The sequence below is a fragment of the Pseudomonas sp. MIACH genome, from assembly GCF_001269925.1.
In the GTDB taxonomy this organism is placed as follows: domain Bacteria; phylum Pseudomonadota; class Gammaproteobacteria; order Pseudomonadales; family Pseudomonadaceae; genus Aquipseudomonas.
This window is the reverse complement of sequence record NZ_LHVO01000046.1, coordinates 14,367-37,960: the sequence shown is the minus strand read 5'-3', so window position 1 is coordinate 37,960 and position 23,594 is coordinate 14,367. Positions and strand designations below refer to the sequence as shown.

At 61.2% G+C, this 23,594-nt stretch carries 22 protein-coding genes; 5 read left to right on the top strand and 17 right to left on the bottom strand.

Translation table 11 applies throughout. The annotated features are described in order from the left end of the window. Positions 1 to 47 precede the first annotated feature (47 nt). On the bottom strand, positions 48 to 1,064 hold the full coding sequence (locus AD670_RS17315; RefSeq protein ID WP_053134860.1) for an ABC transporter substrate-binding protein: 1,017 nt from the start codon (positions 1,062 to 1,064) through the stop codon (positions 48 to 50). 132 nt (positions 1,065 to 1,196) lie between these two features. Then, the gene (locus tag AD670_RS17310; protein ID WP_050554011.1) at positions 1,197 to 1,646 is read right to left on the bottom strand and encodes a hypothetical protein; all 450 of its coding nucleotides are present in this window, start codon (positions 1,644 to 1,646) and stop codon (positions 1,197 to 1,199) included. 415 nt (positions 1,647 to 2,061) lie between these two features. Between AD670_RS17310 and AD670_RS31015 the strand changes: the two genes are divergently transcribed. The 3 genes from AD670_RS31015 to AD670_RS17295 all read left to right on the top strand — a co-directional run bounded on the left by AD670_RS31015 (position 2,062) and on the right by AD670_RS17295 (position 2,982). Further along, a complete protein-coding gene (locus tag AD670_RS31015) occupies positions 2,062 to 2,328 on the top strand; it encodes a hypothetical protein (RefSeq protein WP_082340990.1) in 267 nt (88 codons plus the stop codon). Between the two features lie 114 nt (positions 2,329 to 2,442). Further along, positions 2,443 to 2,673, top strand: a complete 231-nt coding sequence (locus tag AD670_RS17300; RefSeq protein WP_053134854.1) for a hypothetical protein — start codon at positions 2,443 to 2,445, stop codon at positions 2,671 to 2,673. 72 nt (positions 2,674 to 2,745) lie between these two features. Next, positions 2,746 to 2,982: a DUF2789 domain-containing protein gene (locus tag AD670_RS17295; protein WP_053134851.1), complete on the top strand. Its 237-nt coding sequence runs from the start codon at positions 2,746 to 2,748 to the stop codon at positions 2,980 to 2,982. 109 nt (positions 2,983 to 3,091) lie between these two features. On the opposite strand, the gene AD670_RS17290 is transcribed toward AD670_RS17295, so the two are convergent. The 13 genes from AD670_RS17290 to iolC form a co-directional block, all read right to left on the bottom strand. Beyond that, a complete protein-coding gene (locus AD670_RS17290) occupies positions 3,092 to 4,324 on the bottom strand; it encodes a methyl-accepting chemotaxis protein (protein ID WP_371263185.1) in 1,233 nt (410 codons plus the stop codon). Positions 4,325 to 4,870: 546 nt separating this feature from the next. Then, on the bottom strand, positions 4,871 to 5,275 hold the full coding sequence (locus tag AD670_RS17285) for a TraR/DksA C4-type zinc finger protein (protein ID WP_003191666.1): 405 nt from the start codon (positions 5,273 to 5,275) through the stop codon (positions 4,871 to 4,873). A 343-nt stretch (positions 5,276 to 5,618) separates the two neighbouring features. After that, positions 5,619 to 6,641, bottom strand: a complete 1,023-nt coding sequence (locus tag AD670_RS17280) for an ABC transporter permease (protein ID WP_024076018.1) — start codon at positions 6,639 to 6,641, stop codon at positions 5,619 to 5,621. A gap of 58 nt (positions 6,642 to 6,699) precedes the next feature. After that, positions 6,700 to 8,253 (bottom strand): sugar ABC transporter ATP-binding protein, encoded by a 1,554-nt coding sequence (locus AD670_RS17275; protein WP_053134844.1) that lies wholly within the window; start codon positions 8,251 to 8,253, stop codon positions 6,700 to 6,702. 65 nt (positions 8,254 to 8,318) lie between these two features. Next, positions 8,319 to 9,254: a sugar ABC transporter substrate-binding protein gene (locus AD670_RS17270; protein ID WP_053134841.1), complete on the bottom strand. Its 936-nt coding sequence runs from the start codon at positions 9,252 to 9,254 to the stop codon at positions 8,319 to 8,321. A 48-nt stretch (positions 9,255 to 9,302) separates the two neighbouring features. Further along, positions 9,303 to 9,479, bottom strand: a complete 177-nt coding sequence (locus tag AD670_RS31675) for a hypothetical protein (protein ID WP_167655448.1) — start codon at positions 9,477 to 9,479, stop codon at positions 9,303 to 9,305. Positions 9,480 to 9,606: 127 nt separating this feature from the next. Next, the gene (locus AD670_RS17265; RefSeq protein WP_053134838.1) at positions 9,607 to 10,635 is read right to left on the bottom strand and encodes a Gfo/Idh/MocA family oxidoreductase; all 1,029 of its coding nucleotides are present in this window, start codon (positions 10,633 to 10,635) and stop codon (positions 9,607 to 9,609) included. 149 nt (positions 10,636 to 10,784) lie between these two features. Then, positions 10,785 to 11,795: a Gfo/Idh/MocA family protein gene (locus AD670_RS17260; RefSeq protein ID WP_053134835.1), complete on the bottom strand. Its 1,011-nt coding sequence runs from the start codon at positions 11,793 to 11,795 to the stop codon at positions 10,785 to 10,787. A 19-nt stretch (positions 11,796 to 11,814) separates the two neighbouring features. Further along, entirely contained in the window at positions 11,815 to 13,746 is a 1,932-nt protein-coding gene (gene iolD / locus AD670_RS17255) for a 3D-(3,5/4)-trihydroxycyclohexane-1,2-dione acylhydrolase (decyclizing) (protein ID WP_053134831.1), read from the bottom strand. A 10-nt stretch (positions 13,747 to 13,756) separates the two neighbouring features. Continuing rightward, positions 13,757 to 14,572 carry a TIM barrel protein gene (locus AD670_RS17250; RefSeq protein WP_053134828.1) on the bottom strand — a complete coding sequence of 272 codons (816 nt, stop codon included), beginning with the start codon at positions 14,570 to 14,572 and terminating at the stop codon, positions 13,757 to 13,759. Positions 14,573 to 14,598: 26 nt separating this feature from the next. Then, entirely contained in the window at positions 14,599 to 15,387 is a 789-nt protein-coding gene (gene iolB, locus AD670_RS17245; protein ID WP_053134825.1) for a 5-deoxy-glucuronate isomerase, read from the bottom strand. Continuing rightward, the gene (gene iolE / locus AD670_RS17240) at positions 15,384 to 16,277 is read right to left on the bottom strand and encodes a myo-inosose-2 dehydratase (RefSeq protein WP_053134822.1); all 894 of its coding nucleotides are present in this window, start codon (positions 16,275 to 16,277) and stop codon (positions 15,384 to 15,386) included. Before iolE ends, iolB begins: the two co-directional genes overlap by 4 nt. An 89-nt stretch (positions 16,278 to 16,366) precedes the next feature. Continuing rightward, positions 16,367 to 18,304, bottom strand: coding sequence for a 5-dehydro-2-deoxygluconokinase (iolC, locus tag AD670_RS17235; protein WP_053134819.1), 1,938 nt, complete (start codon positions 18,302 to 18,304; stop codon positions 16,367 to 16,369). A gap of 284 nt (positions 18,305 to 18,588) precedes the next feature. Between iolC and AD670_RS17230 the strand changes: the two genes are divergently transcribed. Continuing rightward, the gene (locus AD670_RS17230; protein ID WP_017735816.1) at positions 18,589 to 19,497 is read left to right on the top strand and encodes a MurR/RpiR family transcriptional regulator; all 909 of its coding nucleotides are present in this window, start codon (positions 18,589 to 18,591) and stop codon (positions 19,495 to 19,497) included. On the opposite strand, the gene AD670_RS17225 is transcribed toward AD670_RS17230, so the two are convergent. Next, positions 19,427 to 20,911, bottom strand: a complete 1,485-nt coding sequence (locus tag AD670_RS17225) for a PLP-dependent aminotransferase family protein (protein ID WP_053134816.1) — start codon at positions 20,909 to 20,911, stop codon at positions 19,427 to 19,429. The two genes, AD670_RS17230 and AD670_RS17225, sit on opposite strands and share 71 nt — an antisense overlap. Before the next feature lie 92 nt (positions 20,912 to 21,003). Here AD670_RS17225 and AD670_RS17220 point away from each other — a divergent pair, with 92 nt between their 5' ends. Continuing rightward, positions 21,004 to 22,227: a multidrug effflux MFS transporter gene (locus tag AD670_RS17220; RefSeq protein WP_053134813.1), complete on the top strand. Its 1,224-nt coding sequence runs from the start codon at positions 21,004 to 21,006 to the stop codon at positions 22,225 to 22,227. A 98-nt stretch (positions 22,228 to 22,325) separates the two neighbouring features. Here AD670_RS17220 and AD670_RS17215 read toward each other — a convergent pair whose 3' ends face one another. Then, entirely contained in the window at positions 22,326 to 23,231 is a 906-nt protein-coding gene (locus tag AD670_RS17215) for a hypothetical protein (RefSeq protein ID WP_053134810.1), read from the bottom strand. Positions 23,232 to 23,594: the final 363 nt, after the last annotated feature.

The window sequence follows — 23,594 nt, the reverse complement described above, 5'->3', positions numbered from 1 at the left end:
CCCTCCCACATTATTTTTTGATCTCCACTCGGCAATAAGCGCCGTGCTTACTTCAAGCTGGCTTCGACCTTCTGCGCCACATCATCCGTCAACCATGCCTTCCACACCTCAGGATGCTCCTTGAGGAACGCCTGGGCCACCTCCCGGGGTGCGGTGTGATTCTCGCTCATGGTCGCCAGGGCTTTGTTCAGCGGCTCGATGGGAAACTCGACCTTCTCGAAAAACCCGGCAATCTGCGGATGTTCCTTCTGGAACGGTGTGGACACGCCAATGCTCAACTTGGATGCCAGCGAACGCGTCGGCTTCGGATCGGGGTTATCCGCATCCGTCAGGGTCTTCCAGGCCTCGGCATCAAACGGTGGTTCTTCCAGCTGGATCAACTTATAACGGCCCATCAGCGGCGTCGGTGACCAGTAGTAGAACAATACCGGCTTGCCGCGACGGATGGACGAGGCAATTTCGGCATCCAGCGCCGCTCCCGAGCCACTGCGAAAGTTCACGTAGCTGTCATCCAGGCCGTAGGCCTTGAGCTTCTGCTTGTTGACCACTTCCGAGGTCCAGCCGATGGGGCTGTTGAGGAAACGCCCCTTGCCTGGGGATTCCGGGTCCTTGAACACGTCCTTGTAGCGGGCCAGGTCCTTCACGCTCTTGAGGTCGGGCGCCAGGGGCTTGATGCCTTTGGCCGGGTCGCCCTTGACCACGTATTCCGGCACCCACCAGCCTTCGGTGGCGCCCTTGACCGTATCGCCCAGGCCCACCACCTTGCCTTCGGCCTCGGCCTTGACCCACACAGGGCTGCGGCCGGCCCACTCTTCACCGATGACCTGGATGTCGTTCTTGGCCAGGGCGGTTTCCAAGGTGATGGTGGTACCGGGCAAAGTGTCGGTGGGCAAGTCGTAGCCCTTCTCGACGATGACCCGCAGGACTTCAGTGATCAGGCTGCCGCTTTCCCAGTTCAGATCGGCAAAGTGCACCGGCGCCTGTGCGGCCGAAGCTGACAACGAAGCCACTGATAAACTCAGGGTCGTCAGCGATGCAGCCAACAGCGTTCTCAATCCTTTCATCCCTTGCACCTCGCGATATCGCAGCAAACAACGAACGGCTTTGCTGACTATGCGCGAAGCCTCTGAATAGTTAAGTCAACTCAACTGTAGTAGAGGTTCCGGGAGAGAAGAGATGTTCGCAGTATTGACTGATTATTCGCTGGCCTTGAACGTTACCAGCTCACCCTTGCGCCACTTGGCGGCCTTGCCGGTCACGGCCTTGAGGGTTTTGGTCAGGCCTTCCTGCAGTTGTTCATTGGCTGCAAACACCAGCATCACGCTATGGCCTTCCTTGAAGACAATGCCCTGCCCTTCGGCCGAAGAAACAAAGGCGTAATCGCCCAGGCCATACACGGTCAACTTGATATCGCGGAACTTGAGTTCGAACTTTCCACCTTCACGACTGGGCAATACCGCAGCACGAAAATGGTCACCCACCTTGAGCTCCAGACGGGGCTTGTCATCCACAACCATTGCCGCTTCGGTATCGATTTCGGCGATGTAAATGCCTTCCGGCGTCTGCTCAGTGATGTAAACAAAACGGGATTGAAACTGTTTGACCAACTTTGCGCGCAAATCACCCAGCACGAACAACGCGTGCATATCCAGATTACTGACTGCCAAGGAAACGCCCCCACATCAAAAAGAACACTGTCCGCCAGAGCGGGCAGCACAAAGAAACGGCCATCTCGGCACGATCACACAACACATTCATTGAAAAACTGAAGAAGCCCCAGCGACCGCGCCCAAGGACCGGTCCAGGTCTGCACGATGGGCCTTGTGCAGGGACATCGGGCAGCGCAGGAGATCACAGGTTCAACAACCAGAGAATACCGGTCGACCCGCTTCAGAGAATAACACTATTAAAAACGCAGTTTCCGACAGCCTATACAAACAAAAACACCTCGGCGTGGAACCAGACGCCAGCTGCCGACAACAATACTAAAACAGCAACACGGGTTAAAACCACCTGTAACGATGCTGGGGGGTCAACAAGATCGATCGACAGGAGCTGACCATGCAACGACGCCAATACGACGCTACGTCTTCCCGCACTCGTTCATCATGTCAGGACGAACGCCAATACTACTGCCTGCGCAGTCCCAACGGGTACCCCCATTCCGTTCTTTACCAAGTGGTACCGGCCGGAAGAAACTTCTTCCATATCCGCGAAGTCACCAGCGGCAGGATCAAAGGCTTTCGCAGCGACCACATCCAGGCGTGTGAACTGGCCAAGCGGCTGGAAGCATCCCTGCACGGTGGGATCGTTTCGTCACCCGGATGACTTTACTGCGCCGCCGCCCCTCAACAACTGCCATACTGGCCTGTCCATCGAAATTTGCCCCGCGCGGGTCAGGTTTCATCAGTGCAGTTAGTTACCTCGAAGGGAAGGCTATACGTGACGGAATTTGATATTGGCGAATTTTTTATCCATGGCGACGCAAGGGAAGTAGACGGTGAGTTTCAAGCAGTGATCGTGATGCGCGCCAAGCCACCGTTAACCACCGTCACCATACATCAGGTGGAAAAAGACCGTTGGTTCAAGACACTTGATACCGCCGCCATCGCCGCCAAAGAGTCCGCCCTGGCACTCAAGACTGCGGTGGATTCAGGGGCACTGACCTCCTGACAATCCGATCGAACTCTACCGCGCCACAAGCCTCCCATGCATAACGATCCTGAAACCCGCATGGAGACAGATATGGATGCGCCAATACCTACACTCGAAACGTTATTTGAACAACTGGGCCTGGACTCAACACCCGAAGCTATCGATGCCTTTATCGTCGCGCACCCGCTGAGTGAGGACGTGAAGTTGATCGACGCGCCGTTCTGGACACCGCAGCAGGCTCAGTTTCTCAAGGAAGAACTGCGTGAAGACGCCGACTGGGCCATGGCAGTGGATGAGCTGAACCAGCGCCTGCATCAACCGCATTAATCCACTCAATGCCGGCTGTCTGACCGTAACAGGCGCAATAGCGCTGGCCAGGCAGCCTGGTATTTCCCAGCCGCTTCCAGGCTGGAGAATGCACCGACAGCAACACTCCCTAGCGCGCGCCCTTCGCCCCCTCCGGCTTATAGCCCAGGCGCAAGCCACCCCAATGCCGCCCCCGGACCATGATCGGCACCGACAAGTCGTGCATCAACTCGCCGGTATCGCGGGTGTAGGTCTGCAATAACACCGCTTGCTGATGGCTGCCGCAACGGATCCCGGTGCGGTCATCGAACTTGCGCTTGGTGCGGTTCTGCACCGCGTCGACCTGGGCATCACCGGTCAGCGCCTGGGAAAACGCCTTGTTATGCGTCGGCACATACCCCTGGGGCGTGCAGGCAATGGCAAACACCAAGCCTTCATGACGAGGCAACAGTGCTTCCTGAATCGCCGGCAATACCTGATCGGTGTAGCCGTCAAATCGCGTGTGGTACTTGGTCGGGCTGGTGTTGGGGATTGGGGTGTAGCTGCGGTCGAACAAGTCGTCGAGGCTGATGCGATGTTGCTCCACATCGGCCTCGAACTGCGCAGCAATACGACTGGCCCCCTCGCGCGCCAGGTCATAGACACGCTGGTGATAGTCATCCAGGCCGACTTCGGCGAGGCGCTCGCTGATGGTTTCCGCCTGCCCTTCCATTTGCACAGCGGCGTCGGCCAGTTGCCGCGTTTGCCGGTCACTCACATCCAGGTCGCTGCGCATCTGCTCCACGGCATGGAACAGGCTGTCGAGCTGGGCGCGGTTGGTGTCGGCGCCCTGGGCGATGGCGCTGACCTGCCCCTCCACATCCGCCGCCAGGCTGGCGATGCTGTGCAGGTGTTCCCCCGCGTGCTCCACCTGCTCGACACCGGTGTTCAGATCCGCCGATAGCTGGCGAATCTGCTCCACCACCTGGGCGGTGCGTTGCTGTATATCCGCCACCATCACCCCGACTTCATCGGTGGCGGTGGCCGTACGCCCGGCCAGCCCGCGCACTTCATCGGCCACCACGGCAAACCCGCGCCCGTGCTCGCCAGCGCGCGCCGCTTCAATCGCGGCGTTAAGCGCCAGCAAGTTGGTCTGGCTGGCGATGGACTGGATCACCAGGGTCACGCGCTGGATTTCTTCGCTGCGCTGGCTCAAGGCTTCGATCAGCTCGCGGCTGGCATTGGCGCGCTGGCTGAGCTGGTGCATGCGGGTGATCGACAGGGAGAGCACTTCGCGGCCCTCGGTACTGCGCTGGTGCGCCTGGCTGGCCGCGCCCAGAGCCTGGCGACTCAGTTGGGAGGTGACTTTTTCAGTCTCGATCATCACTTCGGCGCTGCTGACAATCTGCTTGGCCGCGCTCAACTGCGACTGCACACGTGCCGCCAGTTGCTTGACCGAATAGGCCACGCCTGCCGCCGAGAGGGCGTTATGGCTGGTGGTATAGGAAAGATCGCGGGTCAGGTCGCCAATCGCATTGACGGCTTCGGACGGCGCGGTGCCGACGGTAGTTTTTTTCAGGCGGGGCAGCCAGATCACCAGCAAGGCGATTGGCAGGCAGAGGTATATCGGCAGGCTGGCAAACGCCAGGCCCAGCAGTACCAGCACCAGGGCGGTGCTCTGCAAGAGCGGCATCAACCAGCCGGGCAACCCGCGCACCACCGGTTGCGGTGGCACTGCTGCGCCCATCAGAGATCCGTCTCCAGCCATCGTCGTTACCCCACTGCTTGTCATTATTGTTCCTGCATTAAACGCCACTATCGAGCCATTATCCATGGGCCTTTAGTGGGGTAGCTTGCAGCAGATCAATAGACGGGGCGTAACGAGTGTTTCTCCGGAGAACCGCGCAGGCGGTTCCCCAGCTTCACCGCATCAGGCTTGGCGCTGGTGCTTGTCGATCTGCTCGTGGCGCTCTTGCGCTTCGATGCAGTATTTGGTGGTAGGGCTGATCAGCAGGCGCTTGAGGCCGATAGGCTCGCCGCTGTCATCGCACCAGCCGAAGGAATCTTCCTTGATGCGTTCCAGTGCACGCTCAAGCTGCGGCAGCATGCGCTGGTCGCGGTCGATGGCGTTTACCAGCCAGGTGCGCTCTTCTTCCACGGAAGCAGCGTCAGCCGGGTCAGCCGGGGTGTCCAGGCTTTCAATGGCGATGCGGTTCTGTTCAATGCGCTCGTGGTGCTCCACCTTCATGTCTTGCAGCAACTTCTCAAAAAAAGCGTGCTGTTCGGCATTCATGTAGTCATCCGCCGGCATGGCCAGCAACTTTTCCTTTGTCATTGATTTCTCTATAAAAAATACGTGCATTAAGGCGAATAAGGGAGCGTTCCGGTCGACCCGTGCAGGTCTCGGAAAGGCGCCATCCATTCCAAGCGCCACCCGGCACTCAATTTACGAGGGGCGGCAGTCTAAGGCCGACTTGAGGGCACAGCAACTGAAATGACAGGCATTTTTACCGATATAACCCCCAAAGGCACCAGGACGGGCTTGGCGAATGGTCATCGGAGTGCGTTTATAGCAAGAAATTCAGTGTTGTGGAGCTATATAGAAGACAAACGGTTGAAACAGACTGTTGATGATTAAATGTGGGAGGGGCAACCCCCCTCCCACATTTTGTACTGCGTCAGCGCTTGAGCTTGCGCTTATTGCGATATTGGTCGATCACCACCGCCACCACGATGATCAGGCCCTTGATGATGTCCTGGATATACGCATCCACCCCGACAAAGGTAAACCCGCTGGCCATCACCCCGAGGATCAGCGCGCCGATCACGGTGCCGGTGATACGCCCTACCCCGCCCGCCAGGCTGGTGCCGCCGATCACCGCGGCGGCAATCGCATCCAGCTCATAAGACATGCCCATGCCCGCCTGGCCGGTGGCAGCGCGTGCCGAGGCCACCACACCGGCCAGGCCTGCCAGGAGGCCGGCAATGCTGTAGACGATGATCAGGTGACGCTTGACGTTGATCCCCGACGTCCGCGCCGCCTGCATATTGCCGCCGATGGCGTAGGTGTACTTGCCGTACTTGGTGTAGCGCAGGGCGATATGGAAGATCACCGCCACCACCAGAAAGATGATCACCGGCATCGCACCATGACCGATGGCCGTGTACGAATCCGAGAGCATGCTCACCGGCTGGCCTTCGGTGTAGTAGCGCGCCAGGCCACGGGCCGAGACCATCATGCCCAGGGTCGCGATAAACGGCGGGATACCGGTCACCGCAATGATGCTGCCGTTGATCGCCCCCGCCAGCAGCCCCACCCCCAACCCCATCGCCACCGGAATCCACACCGGCAAGTCCGTCAGCGAAGGGAACACCGCCCGGGAAAAGTCGGAGGTTTGCGCCAAACTGGCGGCGATCATCGCCGACAGCGCCAGCACCGAACCCGAAGACAGGTCGATCCCCGTGGTGATGATCACCTGGGTCACGCCGATCGCCAGCAGGCCGATGATCGACACTTGCAGGATCATCAGCACCAGGCGCTGGGAATTCATCAGGAAGCTCTGGTCACGCACGATCCAGCCAAACAGCTCAAACACCAGGCCGATGCCGATCAGCACCAGGAAGATGCTCAGCTCGGTAGGCAAGCGTCGCCGGTGCTTGACCGGTGCCGTGGCAGGCTTGTTGTCTGTTATTGCGTTCATAGCCAATCACCTTCTTATTCTATGGCACGGGCCAACCGCAGGCCCGCGCGGCTGTTCGTCAGTGGACCGCGGTCATACCGGAGGCCAGCTGCATGACTTTTTCCTGGGTCGCATCGGCGCGGTCCAGGGTGCCCATCAGTTCGCCTTCGTGCATCACCATCACCCGGTCGCTCATGCCCAGCACTTCAGGCAGCTCCGAGGAAATCATGATCACCGCCATGCCTTCGCTGGCGAGGAACGAGATCAAGCGATAGATCTCGGCCTTGGCCCCCACGTCGATACCCCGGGTCGGTTCATCGAGAATCAGCAAGCGTGGGTTGGTCATCAGCCAGCGCGCCAGCAAGGCTTTCTGCTGGTTGCCGCCGGACAAGGTGTCGATGCACTGCTCCAGGGACGGCGTCTTCACCCGCAGTTTCTTGCACATGTCCTCGCACAGGGCGCGCAGGGCTTTCTGCTGGATAAAACCGTTGCCCGAATAGTGCGGCAGCACGGCCATTTCCATGTTTTCCAGCACCGACAGGCAGGGGAACAGGCCACTGAGCTTGCGGTCCTCGGTCAACAGCGCAAAGCCTTTTTCGATGGCCATGTGCGGGTCGCTGATGCGCACCGCCTCGCCATCCAGGGTGATCTGCCCACCGCTGCTGGGGGTGATGCCGAAAATGGTTTCCGCCACATTGGTACGCCCCGAGCCCATCAGCCCGGCGATGCCGAGGATCTCACCGGCATGCAGGTCGAACGACACGCCCTTGAACACCCCGTCCAGGCGCAGGTCGCGCACCGACAGCAGCAGCTCGCCAATGGGCGTCTCGCGCACCGGGAACAACTGGCTCAGCTCACGCCCCACCATCATCGAGATCAGGCTGTCACTGTTCATGCTGTCGGCGCGTTGCAGGCCGATGTACTGGCCGTCGCGGAACACCGCCACTTCATCGGCAATGGCGAACACTTCGTTCATTTTGTGCGTGATGTAGACGATGCCTTTGCCCTGGGCCTTGAGGTCGGCAATGATCGAAAACAGGTGGGCCACTTCCTTATCGGTAATGGCCGACGTCGGTTCATCCATGATCAGGATGTCGGAGTCGTAGGACACGGCCTTGGCAATCTCGACCATCTGCCGCTCGGCGATGCTCAGGTTACCCACGTGTTCCTCGGGGTCCAGGTTAATGCGCAGGCGCGCCAGCAACTCGGCGGTGCAGCGGTGCATTTCGCGGTGGTTGACCATGTGCAGGCTGTTGAGCTGCTCGCGTCCGATCCAGATATTCTCGGCGATGCTCATGTGCGGCATCAGGTTGAGTTCCTGGTGGATCATTGCGATCCCGGCCTTCTGCGCCGCCAGCGGAGTCTCAAACACGATCGGCTTGCCGCGCAGGCGGATTTCGCCGGCGTCGGGCTGGTAGATGCCGGCGATGATCTTCATCAAGGTCGACTTGCCCGCACCGTTCTCGCCCATCAGCGCCAGCACCGTGCCGGGGCGCACACGCAGTTGTACGTCGGCCAGGGCCACGACGCCGGGAAAGCCTTTGCTGATGTTGACGATTTCCAACAGGTAGGGTTCGTCCAGCGGCAACGGCTGGATACCGGGAGGCTGCGAGACAGCGGCTTGAGCGAGCATAAGACGGTACTCCATCAGCAGGGCGGGCACGACCGCCCTGCCGGTTCATTGTTGTTATGTCAGGGCTACTTGAACTTGGCGACGTTTTCCGGCGTGATCAACTGGAACGGGATGATCACGTTCTGCTCGACCGGTTCCTTCTTGGCCATCTTGCGCGCCGCTTCCACTGAGCCCACTGCCTGGCCCTTGGCGTCCTGGAACGCGGAGGCGGCCATGTCACCCTTGGTGATCGCATTCAAGCCGTCCGGCGTACCGTCGACCCCCGCGATCAACACACTGCCCTTTTCCTTGCCGGCCGATTTCAGCGCCATGGACGCGCCGATTGCCATCTCATCGTTGTTGGCCAACACCGCATTGAACTCACGGCCTTGGGTCAGCCAATCGTTGACCAGGGTCATGCCCTTGTCCCGCAGCCAGATGCCGGTCTGTTCCTGTTCGATCTTGATGTCCGGGTACTTGGCCAACACTTCCTTCACACCCTTGGTGCGGTTGGTGGTGGAGTTGTTCGCCAGGTCGCCCAGCAGGATCACGATCTTGCCCTTGCCACCGAGTTTTTCAGCGATGTACTGCATTTGCAGCTTGCCGGCCTCGACGTCATCGGAGGTCACGGCCACCACGTCCTTGGGCAAGTCCTTCTGGTCGGGACGGCGGTTGACGAACACCAGCGGGATACCGGCCTTGGTCGCGGCATTGATGATGTTCTTGGTGGAGGCTGTGTCGACCGGGTTGACGATAATCGCGTCGACTTTCTGGCTGATAAAGTTCTCCACCTGGCTCAGTTGCTTGACCACGTCGGCGCGGGCGTCTTCGAACTGCAGCTGCACGCCATCGCCCTTGGGATAGGACTTGGCTTGCTTGTCCATGTCTTCGCGCAGGTAAGTGAGGAAGGTGTCATCGAACGCGGACATGCTCACGCCGACCTTGATGTCGGCGGCGCTGGCAAAACCGCTGGCCAGCATCAAGGATAAAGCCAGCGCGGTAAAACGGATCGGGGTCTTCATGAACGGTCTGTCTCCACTTTCTTGTTGGTTTTTTGGACGTTGCGTTTATCAGAGCTCGGCGGGCAGTCGTACGACCGGTGCGCCTGGAATGCAGCAGACCAGCGCGCCTTGGTTTTCGACGCACAGCATATTAAGGAAGGAGAAGTAGAACGGCCGGGCGCGGGGCAGGCCGCGGGGCGTGTGGGCAGGGCGTAAAACTCGCAGTACAGCGTTGAAGATTTTCATCTGACGGTACCTGGTTGTTTTTGATCTTGTTTTTGTTGAGTCGCCCGAATCGAGTCCGAACGTACTTTATGCAACCTGGAAAAGACTTTATTGGAAAATAATTTCCATATCAACCTGTTTTAGAATTTTATTCTATTTTTGTTGAAACCACCTGCTGGCGCTCGGCGCTGAGGCGTGCGGCGTCCAATATACGGGTGGTTTCCAGCGCGTCATACGCATCCACGGGCAACGGTCCCTGCCCTTGCACGGCCGCTTGCAACTGGCGATAGAACTGGGTCCAGCAGCCCTTCTCCGACGGCACTCGCTCACGTTCCGGCCCCTGTTCGAACCAGCCCCAGCGGCGATGTTCTTCTGCACCCCAGTGCTCGCCTTCGGTTTTCGGCGACTTGCCGGCCATCAGCGCTTCTTCCTGGCCGTCCAGTCCGTCCACGGTGTAGCAACCCAAGGTGCCACTGACGCGAAAACGCGGAGCCTGGCTGTTCTGCAGGGCGTTGCCCCACAAATGGGAAACCACTCCGTTGGCGTGGGTCAGGGAGACGAAGAAACCATGGTCGAGGTTCGGGTATTCAGGGGTGAACTGTAACTGCGCAAAGACCCGGTCCACCGGGCCGAACAGTTGCAGCGCCTGGTCCACCAGGTGGCTGCCCAGATCGCGCAACCAGCCGCCGCCGCTGGCATTGCCCACGGCTTGCGGGCTGTAGCGCTCGACGCGGGATTCAAAGCGGGTGATCTCACCCAAGGCGCCGGCGTCGATCAATTTGCGCAGGGTCAGGTAGTCCGAGTCCCAGCGCCGGTTCTGGTAGACGCTGAGCAACACCTCATGGCGTTCGGCGGCTGTTATCAGCGCCTGGGCCTGTTCAGCGTTGGCGGCAAAGGGTTTGTCGCTGACCACCGTCACACCGTGTTCGATAGCCTCCAGCACCAGCGCCGGGCGGCCCTTGAGGGTGGTGGAGATGACCAAGGCATCAACACCGGCTTCGACGATCTGGCCGATGCTGTCAAAGGCCTGGACGCCGGGGTGGTCGGTTGCCAGTTGCTGGCGACGTTCGGGTGAGCGGGTGACGACACCGACAAACGTCGCCCCCGGCAAAGTTGCAATCAGCGGCGCATGAAAGAAGCGCCCTCCGTGGCCATAGCCGACAAGTCCGATTCGCATGATCAACTCCTGAATTGAATTGGAAACCAATCAACTGTGGGAGGGGGCTTGCCCCCGATAGCGGTGGGTCAGATAACAACTGGTTGACTGACACACTGCCATCGGGGGCAAGCCCCCTCCCACATTTTTAACAGAGTTCCTTCAGTGATTTAGCCGTAGAAGTGCGGACGATCCGGCAAGCTGACCTTCACAATCTGCTCACTGCCCTGCGCTTCAATACACGCATCCGCCGCCACCGCCGCCGCAAACCCATCCCACGCCGACGGCCCGCCAACCTGCCCGGCGCGCACGCTATCAATAAAGGCCTGCAACTCCACGTCATAGGCGCCGATAAAACGGTCCTTCCAATCCATCAGGATCGCATTCGACAGCTTGGCCCCACTGCGCAGTTGCACCTGGGACGGCTCCGGCAGTTTGGCGATGCCGGTCTCCCCCACCACTTCGCACTGGATGTCGTAGCCGTACTGGCAGTTGACGAACACTTCCACATCGATACGGGTGCCCTTGGCGGTTTCCAGCAGCACGATCTGCGGGTCACGCAGATGGGCCAGGGCCTTGCTGGTCTTGCGCGGGAACACCACCTGCACCGACACGTAGTCGTCGTTGAGCAGCCAGCGCAGCACATCCAGCTCGTGGATCAGGGTGTCGGTAATCGCCATGTCGGTCTTGTAGTTCTCGCCCACCGTCGGGTTGCGGTGCGCGCAGTGCAGCATCAACGGCTCGCCGATCTGGCCGCTGTCGATCACCGCCTTGAGGGCGCGATAACCTTCGTCATAAGGACGCATAAAGCCGACTTGCACCAGGCGCTTGCCGTAGGCCACTTCGGCGTCGACGATCTTGCGGCAGCCTTCGGCCGTCACCGCCAGGGGCTTCTCACAGAACACCGGTTTGCCTGCGGCGATGGCGGCGAGCACGAACTCCTCGTGGCTCGGGCCCCAGGACGTGACCAGAATCGCCTCGACCTGCGGCGAGTTGATCAGCGCATGGCCATCCGGGTACACCTCGGCGTCCAGCTTCAACTCCGCGACCACCTTGGCGGCCTGCTCAAGGTTGATGTCGGTTACGGCCACCACCTGGCTGTTGAGCAAGGTCTGGCTGCACCGACGAATATGGTCACGACCGATGGCGCCGGTACCGATGACACCTAGCTTCAAAGACATACAAACACTCCTCTTGTTATTAGTACTGCCGGGCCTTGGCCAGGTGTTCATTGAGTTTTTTCGCGGCGGCGTTGGTGCGTTCGCTGGTGGACACCTGCGCCACCCCCACCCGCCACCACGACAGGTAGCCGTGAACCATGGTCTTGGGCAGGACCTTGATGTCGATCAGGGTCGAGACGCTTTGCGTACGCGCATCGGCCAGCGCCGCTTCCAGCTGTTCCACGCTGCTGACCTTGTAGGTCTTGCAGCCGTACGCCGCCGCGCTCATGGCGAAATCCACCGGCACCAGGCCACCGTCGAGCTTGCCGCTCTCGGGGTTGCGGTAACGGAACTCGGTGCCGAAGCTGTCCATGCCATTGCCGATCTGCAAATTGTTGATGCAGCCGAAGGCCATGTTGTCGAGCAGCACCACGTTGATCTTGCGCCGCTCCTGGATCGAGGTGGCCAGCTCCGAGTGCAGCATCATGTAGGAGCCATCGCCGACCAGGGCGTAGACCTCCTTGGTCGGCTCGGCCAGCTTCACGCCGAGGGCGGCGTTGATCTCATAGCCCATGCACGAATAGCCGTACTCGACGTGGTAGGTGTTGACGCCCTTGCTGCGCCAGGCGCGCTGCAAGTCGCCGGGCAGGCTGCCGGCCGCAGCGACGATGATCGCGTCGTCGGCCAGGGTCTGATTGAGGACGCCGAGCACCCGGCTCTGGGTCAGGCACGAGCCGGTCAGTTCGATGAATTCACGCAGCACGGCGCGGTCGAGGTGGTCGTCGACTTCCGGCACAAAATCATCGCCGTGGTATTCGACCTGATGGACACGGTCCACTTCGGCGTCCAGTTGCGCCTTGGCGTCGGCGATCTGCTCACCCCAGCCGGAGCGGTAATCACCGAGGGCATCGGCCAGCGCTTCGAGGGCGACCTTGGCGTCGGCCAGTACTTGCACGCCGTCGAGTTTCAAGGCGTCGCAGGGGCTGATATTGAGGTTGAGAAACGTCACCTCGGCGTGCTTGAACAGCGATTTCGACGAGGTGGTGAAGTCGGTATAGCGGGTGCCGATGCCGATGATCAGGTCCGCCTCGGGCGCCAGCAGGTTGGCGGCCAGGCAACCGGTTTCGCCGATGCCGCCGACGTTCAGTGGATGGCTGGAAACCACGGCACTCTTGCCTGCCTGGGTTTCGGCGAAGGGAATATCAAAACGCTCGGCAAAGGCTTGCAACGCGGCATTCGCACCGGAGTACTTCACGCCGCCACCGCAGATGATCAGCGGCTTGCGCTTGCCCCGGAACGCCGCCAACGCATCGCCGATCATCGCGGCGGTGGCCGGGCGGCGGTCGATACGGTGCACCCGTTTTTGCAGGAAGTAGTCGGGGTAGTCCCAGGCTTCGGCCTGCACGTCCTGGGGCAGCGCCAGGGTCACCGCACCGGTTTCGGCGGGATCGGTGAGCACGCGCATGGCGTGAATCGCCGCCGTCATCAGTTGCTCGGGACGGTTGATACGGTCCCAGTACTTGCTCACGGAACGGAAGGCATCGTTGGTGCTGATGCTCAGGTCGTGGAACTGCTCGATCTGCTGCAACACCGGGTCGGGCTGGCGGCTGGCGTAGACATCGCCGGGCAACAACAGCAACGGGATACGGTTGGCGGTGGCGGTCGCCGCGGCAGTGAGCATATTCGCCGCGCCTGGGCCGACGGAGGCGGTGCACGCGTAGATCTTGCGGCGCAGGTGCTGCTTGGCAAAACCGATGGCGGCGTGGGCCATACCCTGCTCGTTACGACCCTGATGCACCACCAGGTCGCCGCTGTCCTGCTCCAGGGCCTGGCCCAGGCCCAGCACGTTGCCGTGGCCGAAAATGGTGAACACGCCGGCGACGAACTTGCTCTGCACGCCATCGACTTCGATGTACTGGTTGTCCAAAAACTTCACCAGGGCCTGGGCCATGGTCAATCGGGTGGTGGTCATGTCGCGCCCCTTATCGTTTCTGCAGGTGGGCGATGCTTGCCCCCAAGGCCTGCTGGATATCCGCTAACTCATGCACGCTTGTCGCAAACGGTTCGAACGACAGGTAGCCGCTGTAACCGCTGCTGAGCAAGGTGTCGATCTGCGCGGCATTGCCGAGGATATCGCCCTCGCCCACCAACACGCGGTGACCGTCGCGGATCGAATTGAGCGGCGCCTGGGCATCTTCCACGCCGGAGATATGCACCAGCCCGGTCAGTTCCGGGAAGAACTCATGCTCGCTGGCCAGGTGATGGTGGAAGGTGTCGTGCACCAGGCGGAACACATCCAGGCCGCCGATGGACTGGATCGCGTCCACCGCCACGCGCTTGCGGCGCATGGCGCATTCTTCAAAGCCCAGGGGCTCGATAAAACCGAGAATCCCGTACTCGCGCAGGATCGGCGCCAGCTCGCTCAACGCGGTGCGCAAACCGGCGGCGCGCTGGGCTTCGTTGCGGGTGTCGCCGGGTTCATTGAACGGGCACATCACCAAGCCTTGCGCACCGCATTCGCGGGCATAGGTGGCGAGTGCTATCGCCTGGGCGCGGCGCTCGTCATTCCACACGTCAAAGGGGTACAGCGCGTTGATCGACAGCACCGTGATGCCCTGGGCCGCGCACAATTCACGCACGCGGCTGGCCGGGGTGCCGTATTCGATCTGACGATTCTTGAGGTCGTTGCGAATCTCGATGGCATCGCATTTCAAGGCCACGGCCAGCTGGATGAAATCCGGCAAGGACAGGTTGGGCGCGACCATACGGTTAAGGGCAAAGCGTAGAGGCGACTTCATTGTTATTGTTCTCCGTCCAAACCGTTTTAGAGGTCCAGCAGCCAACTGTGCTGCGGGTCGTTATGGAAATGCCAGGCACGCTTGGGGCCGGCCATCACGTTCAGGTAGTAAGACTCGTAGCCATACGGCACGCTGACCGGGTGATAGCCCTTGGGCACCACCACCAGGTCGCTGTTTTCCACGGCCATGGCCTGGTCGATGCTGCGATCGTCGGTGTACACGCGCTGGAACACAAAGCCCTGGGGCGGGTTGATCTGGTGGTAGTAGGTCTCTTCGAGAAAGCTCTGGTGCGGCAGGTCGTCGGTGTCGTGCTTGTGCGGCGGGTAGCTCGACGAATGCCCCGACGGCGTGCGCACTTCCACCACCAGCAGCGAATGGGCCGGGTCGGTGTCCGGCAGGATGTCGCACACGTAGCGGGTGTTGGCGCCTTTGCCGCGCACGCTGCGCTTGCAGTGTTCGGGGCGGATCAGGCGTGGCTCGAAACCCGGCGCACCCGGCGCGGCGCAGACGGCAATCTGCACGTCGCTCAACGCGGTGACCTGGGCGTCGGTACCCGGCGGCAGATACGCGGCGAACGGCGATTTGTCCTCGAACACTGACTGGCGATCACCGAGGTTCTGCCAGTTGAAGCCCTCGCCTTCGATATTGACCCGACCGCTGAGCAGCACCAGGCACAGCTCCTGATCACCGGCGGTGACCGGCAGGGTTTCACCCAGGCTCAGGCGGTAGGCGGCAAAGCCTACGTACTCCAGGCGGCCCTCTTCCAGGGCGACCATGGTTTGTCCGCGTTTGCTGCTCTTTACCAGCAAGCTCATGGTTTGGTCCTCTCGTTGAGAAGCGCACGCAACGTGTCATAACCCTTTTTTGCATAGACATAGCTGGGCGCCACGGCCGGGTCCTGCTCGGCTTCCACCACCAGCCAGCCCGCGTATTTCGCGGCCATCAGCACATCGAGCAACTCGGCAAAATCGATATCGCCGTCACCGGGCACGGTGAAAGTGCCGTTGACGATGCAATCGGGGAAGCTCCACATCTGGTTGCGCGCCAGTTGCACCACGGCTTTACGCACGTCCTTGAAATGCACATGGCAGACGCGGTCGATATGCGTGCGCAGCACCTCGATGGGTTCGCCGCCGCCCATGTAGCAGTGGCCCGAATCGAACAGCAGGCCGACTTCCGGCCCGGTACGCCGCATCAACTGATCGATGTCTTCAGGCGATTCGACATACGCGCCCATATGATGGTGGTACGCCAGGCGCACGCCCTGGGACAAGGTGAAACGCGCCAGCTCGGTGAGCTTGTCGGCGTACTCCTGCCAGGCCTGTTCACTGTGGAAACGTGGACGTTCGATCAGGCGAATGCGCGAGCCCTGGATCGAATCAGCCACCTCGCCGTACACCAGCACCTTGGCGCCGTTTTGTTTCAGCAGTTCGACGTGGCCGGCGATGGCCTCGATTTCTTCAGCCACCGAGCGGCGGGCCAGGCGGCTGGAGTACCAGCCGGAGACCAGCGCCAGGTCATAGGGACGCAGGACGTCACCGACGCCCTTGGCGTCCTTGGGGAATTTGCCATTGAGCTCAAAACCTTCGTAGCCGATTTCCTTGCCTTCGCTCAGGGCGGTGCTCAGCGGGGTTTCACCGCCGAGGGCCGGAAGGTCGTCGTTGCTCCAGGAGATCGGGTTGATGCCAATTCGGATTGCGGGCATGGCTGCACCTTTATTATTTTCAGGTATCACTGAGATCTGCTTTCTGCTTTATGTGGGGAGGGCTTGCCCCCTCACATTTAGAGCTGGGTTTAGCCTCGGGCACTGCGCCAGGCGTTGATGAGTTGTTCGAAGGTCGCCTGTACCTGCTGAATCAACGTCTCATCATCAATCTCCCCCGCCATCCACAAACGGCTCGGTTCCTGGAAGATCGTGCGGCCCACGGCAAACCCACGGCAGGTACTGCTCTGGCTGGCTTGCTGGAAGCCGGCGGCCAGGCATTCGGCCGAGGCGTTCAGACCCAGCAACACCACGCCACGGCAGTACGGGTCGCGCTCCTGGATCAGTTCGTCGAGCTTTTTCCAGTCCTCGGCCGACTGTGCCTCGATCTTCCACCACGCCGGGTAGATACCCAGGTTGTACAGGCGCTTGAGGCTGCGGTAGAGCACGTCAGGGTAGGTGGACGGATGGTCCTTGGGCGGGATGACTTCCAGCAACAGTTCATGGCCGCTGGTCACCGAAGCCTCGTACACCGCCTTGAGTTGCGCTTCCTGCTCCAGGCGCAACAGGGGCTCGTCGTCGGGGTGGTATTGCACCAGGCACTTGATGATCTGCTCCTGGGGCCAGGCAATCAGGTTGCTGCCGATCGAGCGGCCATGTTCGAACGCCAGCGGCCGCGAGTTCTGCACCTCCACCGGGCGCGCGATCCACCAGCCACGACCGCTGGCGGCATTCAGCGCGTCCTGGCCGAAGCGCTGGTCGGCCAACAGGCCCACGTCGGCCTCGACACCCTGCTCGGCGAGCTTTTTCTCCACGCGTTCGATGGCCTGGATAAACAGCTGCTTGATCTCGCTGATGCGGGTCAGGTCCTGGCCGCCGCGTTGCGCCAGGTCGACCAGTTGCCAGCGGTGATCGAAGGCAAAGATGAACAGCTGTTTCCAGGCTTTGCGCGGCACAGTGACGCGGTGCAGACGTTGCAGGGTCGCGTCCTGGTCAGGCCGGGTGATCGGCACCGGGCTGCTGAACAGGTAATCCAGCTCGGCAGGCGTCGGCATGGCCGGCGCACAGGCGTGGCGCGACACGACGAGACCGCCGCAGGCATTGGCCAATTGGCTGCAGCGCTCATCGCTCGCGTCATTGATCCAGCCGCTGAGAAAGCCGGACATAAAGGCATCGCCAGCGCCCAGCACGTTGAGCACTTCAACCCGCACGCCGGGGTAGATGGCGCCATCTTCCAGCCGCGCCGGGATCGCGCCGTGGATCACCGTGCAGCCTTGCGGGCCGAGCTTGACCACCAGGGTCGCCGGGGTCAGTTCACGCACGGTGCGCAAGGCGGTGAGCAGATCTTCGCTGCCGCCGGCGATCAGGAATTCTTCTTCGGTGCCGACGATCAGGTCGAAACGCGGCAGGATGTTCTGCACATGCTGGCTGACGTTCTGGTCGGCGACAAACCGGGTTTCACCGTCAGCCTTACCCGCCAGGCCCCACAGCACGGGGCGGTAGTCGATATCCAGCACGCGCTTGACGTTGTGCTTGGCCGCATAGTCCAGGGCCTGGATGCTGGCCTTGTACACGCCGTCGGTGGAGAAATGCGTGCCGGTGATCAGCAAGGCTTTGCTGGAGGCAATAAAGGCTTCGTTGACGTCCTCGGCGCGCAGGGCCATGTCAGCGCAGTTTTCGCGGTAGAACACCAGAGGAAAGGTTTCGCGGTCCTTGAGGCCCAGCAGCACCAGGGCGGTGAGGCGTTCCGGGTCGACCTTGATGCCACTGACATCGCAGCCTTCGCGGGCCAGGGACTCCACCAGGAAACGCCCCATGTGGTCGTCCCCTACCCGGCTCAACATTGCCGACTTGAGCCCCAGCCTGGCAGTGCCGAACGCGATATTGGCGGAGGAACCGCCGAGGTATTTGGCGAAGCTGGACACGTCCTCAAGCCGCGCACCTACTTGCTGTGCATAGAGGTCGACGCCCAGGCGCCCGAGGCAAATCAGATCCAATTGACGCCCACTGGCAAAACGAGTCTGGCCCATGCTGGCTCCTGTTATTTTTATCAGCCTGCGTTGTACCGCCGTGGCGACGGCAAACGCTCTTGGTGGAAGCAGACTAGAACGTCCAGCGCGCGCAATCAATATTTATTCCAGAATTATTTTTAGTGGAATATTTTTTCCAATACGTCAGCATAGGGGCATGCCAGCCGCCGTGCATCGTTTCAGCAGGCCACGCGGGCCGTGATGCCGGGGTATTTTTTTGCGCCTACCCTGTAGACTTGCGCCACCCATCAGCGCACCAGACGAACACGCCAGAAGGATTGCCCATGTCCCGCACCGATCCCGAGACCACCCTGGAAGACACAGTCGCCAGCCCTCCGATCAATGCCGAACGCCTGTTGCAGCTGATCACCGACGAATACGAGAGCCTGCCGCGCCAGCTCAAGCGCATCGCCAGCTACATGAGCCAGCAGAGCGACCGGATCATGGTCGACCGCATCAGCGACATCGCCCGCGAATGCGAAGTGCACCCTTCGGCGATCGTGCGGTTTTCCCAGCGTTTCGGCTTCAGTGGCTTCAGTGAGATGCAGGCGCTGTTTCGCGAGGCCTACACCCACAAAACCACGCCGGTGCAGAACTACCAGCAGCGCATCCGCAGCATGATCGCCAACAAGTCGCAGAAAGCCAGCGGCGGCGACCTGGCCCGCGAGTGCGTCAACGCGACCCTCTCGGGTATCGAGCGCCTGGGGCTGGAACTGGATGATGTGGCCTTCGACAAGGCCGTCGACCTGGTGGTCAACGCCGACAATATCTACGTGGTCGGTGTGCGCCGTTCGTTCGCGGTGGCCGACTACCTGGTCTACAACCTGCAGCACACCAACAAGCGCATCCACCTGATTTCCGGCTTGGGCGGCAGCTATCGCGAGCAGATGCGCAGCGTGCGGGCCAATGACCTGGTGATCGCCATCAGCTTCACGCCCTACGGCAAAGAGACCCAGCACTGCCTGCGGATCGCCCAGCACCATCAGGCCAAGACCCTGATCATCACCGACAGCAACCTGTCGCCCCTGGCCAAGCGGGCGAACGCGGTGCTGTTGGTGAATGAAGGCTCGTCGTTTGCCTTCCGCTCATTGAGCGCGACCTTGTGCCTGTGCCAGGCGCTGTTTATTGCGGTGGCGTATCGGTTGGAGTTGAAGGTGGACGAGATTCACGAGCAGGTCGGGTTTGATGACTGACCGGCAGTAATTGGGCTAGCGCACGCCCGTGAAAGCGGATCTGCGCCAGGGTCAACGCGGTGTAGCCGATGATGACCGCTGGCGGCAGGATCGCCTCGACGCAGAACTTGCCCAGTGGCTGCAACGTCAGCCCGGCTTGTGCGGCACGCGCACAGAATTCGTCTTCCTCGACACCGGTCGGCAACCACAACACAAAATGCAATCCGGCCTGCTGCCCGCTGATCGTACAGTGGGGCCCAAGGCAGTCGAGCAACACATCGCGCCGCGCCTGATACGCCTGGCGGGACGCCCGCAAGTGGCGCACGAAAGCGCCGCTGCCGAGAAACTCCAGCAACCCCAACTGATCAATGGCCCCCACCGAATGCCCGGTGAGTTGCAGGGTGCGCAACAACGCCGGGCGCAGTGCCTTGGGCACCACCATGAAGCCGACGCGCAAACCGGGGAACAGGTTTTTGTTGAAGCTGCCGCAGTAGATCAGCCGGTCATTGGCATCCAGGGATTTGAGCGCCGCCAGCGGTGCGCTGTGGTAGTTGTATTCGCTGTCATAGTCGTCTTCCACCACCCAGGCTCCGGCGCGGGCAGCCCAGTCCAGCAGCGCCAGGCGTCGCGACACCGACAGGGTCATGCCCAACGGTGCCTGGTGGGCCGGGGTGACGTAGACCAGGCGCGCCGTGTCGGGGAGTTGAGCGGTATCGAGCCCCTCGGCCGTGACCGCAATCGCCTGGACCTCTGCACCCGCCAGCCCGAACAAGCGTCGTGCCGGTGGATAACCAGGGTCTTCGACGCAGGCCGTGTCACCGGGCTTGAGCAGCGTACGCGCGATCAAGTCAAGGGCGTGGCGAATGCCGGTGGTGACGATCACTTCATCCGCCTCACAGTGCATGCCACGATAGCTGCGCAGGTAGTCGGCGATCTGTGCACGCAGTTCCGGCAGCCCGGCGGGATGGCCCGCCTCGAGCGCACCCGGCCCCGCCGATAGCAGTCCCCGGGAAATGCAACGCGCCCAGGCCTTCATGTCAAACAGGCTGGCGTCCGGTCGCCGAGCGACAAAAGGCACATGGCTCTGCACCCCGGATTCGGGGCGATCAACCGCCACTTCGCGACGAGGCATCGCGCGAGGTGCAGGTGCCGCAATGAATTGCTCGGGGATCACCGCACACACCCGCGTACCGGAACCGGCCACGCGCTGCACATAGCCCTCGCTGTGCAGGCGGTCGAACGCCGCCTCCAGCGTGCCACGGGATACCCGCCAGCGTTCGGCGAGGCTGCGGGTGGACGGCAAACGGCTGCCCGCCGGCACCTGTCGGTTCAGGATTGCTGCGCGCAAGGCCTCGTAGGCACCCTGCTGCTTTCCCACCTCCAGGCTGTCGGGACGCGGCAGGTCCAGGGCGGATGAGGTTTTTCCTCGGCTCATAGTGGTCCAATCATTTTCGTCATAAGCGGCCCTGAGGATTAAACCACAATGCCGCTAGAGTGCGGGCTCTCCTCCTTGTGAAGACACCGCCCATGACTCAACGCGCCCTCTCCCCGTGGTTCTGGCTGATACTGCTGACCGTGCTGATCGGCCTGCCACGCATCACCCTGGACATGCACCTGCCCGCCCTGCCCGCCATGGCCGATTACTTCCAGACCAGCGACAGCCAGTTGCAGTTGACCCTCACGCTGTACACCTTCGGTTCGGCGATCTCCCTGCTGATCAGCGGCCCGCTGACCGACCGTTTCGGCCGCCGTCCCGTGTTGCTGGCGGGACTGTTTCTGTACGTGCTGGCTACTGTAGCCTGCGCCCTGGCCGACAGCATCGGTGTGCTGATTATCGCCCGCCTGTTCCAGGCCCTGGGCGGGTGCTGCACCACGGTGATCGGTCGGGTGATCGTGCGCGACTATTTTGACCGGGATGAACAGGCGCGCCTGCTGGGCCTGATTTCCATGGCCATGGCCGTGTCCCCGATGGCCGCTCCGGTGCTGGGCAGCCTGATGTTGCCCTTCATCGACTGGCGCGGCCTGTTTGTGCTGCTCGGCGTGATCGGCGCAGTGCTCTACCTGGTGGTGTATCGCCGCCTGCCCGAAACCCGCCCGGCGGATGTCGCCGCCGCGCCGCCGAGCAACCTGCTGCGCCTCTACGGCCAGTTACTGGGCGACCGCTATTTCCTGCGCTATTCCCTGGCGATCGGCTGCGTGTACAGCACCTATTTCCCGTTTATCAGTGAGTCTTCGGCGCTGCTGCAACGGGGCTTTCATTTGTCTGCCACGGCCTATGCGCTGGTGTTCGCGGCGACGATCAGCGGCTACATGCTCGGCGCGAACCTGTTCCGCAGGCTGGTGCGGCGCTTTGAGCCGGACCGGTTGATCAATGCAGCCATTGGCTTGAACGTGCTGGGCAGCGTGATGCTCGCAGTTGCCACCATCGCTATGCCGGGGGAATGGCTGGCGATCGTGCTGCCGATGCTGGTGATCATGGTGTCGGTGGGGATGGTGATTCCGGCGTGCCAACTGTCAGTGTTGCAGCCGTACGGCGCGATAGCAGGAACCGCGTCGGGGTTGTTCTTCTTTACCCAGATGTTCCTCACTGCCGTGAGCAGTTGGGCCACCGGGCTGCTGTCCGACGGTACCTCGCAGCCGCTGGTAATCATGACCGCCGTTGCCAGCGCACTGTTGGTAGCGACCTGGCTGACACTCCACAAACCCAAATGTGGGAGGGAACTTGTCCCCTCCCACATCGGGCCGAGCTGAGCTCGGGATCAGTGCATGAAAATTGCGATCAGGATGATCACCGGGATCGGCACGCCGAGGAACCACAGAAGTAATGAGCGCATGGTGTTCTCCTTGAATTAACGAACGTAGGTTTCGGTTTCGACGTACACCACGGCATCGCGGCGACGGCCACCAAAGGTTGCGGCGAAGCTGGCGAAGAAGGCGCCGATCAACAGTGCGACAAAGGTCCACAGCGAGGTATAGGCAGCGACTTTGGCGGCGGTGTCAGCGGCTTGCTTGGCTTTGAGCTTGGCGTCTTCGAGCGCTTTACGCGCCTCGCCATACACCTTGTCGATACGCGCTTCGGCATCGGCCTGGCTGAGGTTGGTGCGCTGGCTGATCAACTGGGCCAGGTAGGCACGGTCTTCAGCGGCGAGTTGGCCGTCGTTGCTCAGGGTGCGGGTCAAGATGCGTGCAACCACGCCATGGGCAGCGTCATCACTGACGGCGACCGGGCGATCATCACGAAACAGGCTGTCGACGTAGTAGTCAAAGTCACCACCGTTGACGCCTTTGGCGGCACTGCCTGCGGCTTGGCTGATACCGCTGGCCGCACCCGCTGCCACGCTGGCACCGGCTTTCACACCACCGCTGACCACACTGCTGACCGAACCGACCACCAGCACTGCGGTGACCAGCGTGGCAACCGCCCAGGCCAGGAAACCATGGGCAGTGTCGCGAAAGTACACCTCATCGCCGTGCATATTGGCCCACTTCACGCGCAACCGGCCGGCGATATAGCCACCCAGCCCGGAGGCGACGATCTGGGTAAAGGCCAGCCAGATAATCGTGGAAATGCCAAGCCCCTTGGCGCTGATACCGCTGTCGGCCCACGGCGACACCGCCGAAAAGCCCAGGCCGAAGCCCAGCAATACCAGAATCAGAGACAACGCAGCCGCCGCAGCGGCCCCGGCAAAAATCGCCCCCCAGGAAACCCCGGAGAGCGTGCTCGACTCTTGCAGCGTGGATGAGGATGTGATCATTGTTGTTTTGCTCCCGGCAGGAAAAATATAGTGTTACAAGTCTCAAAAGGGACAGTGCAGGCAGCATGCCAGTCGCGCCAAAAATTAAATCCTTTGAATTTCAATAGGTTAAGTAAATTGAACTTGCCTAAACCATGCAACTTGCAAGAAATGATTGTTGCAGGCGGGCGTTATGCATTCCCTGTGGGAGGGGGCTTGCTCCCGATGGCGGCCTCTGGGCCGACCATTTTTTTGGATTGGACCGGGTACATATCCGTTGCTGCGGTAACGGCCGCTATGGGTTCCGCCCTTACGGCGGCTCACTTTTGAACAGCGCAAAAGTAAGCAAAACGCTTCGCCCCACCACTCGGCACCTCGCCCAGG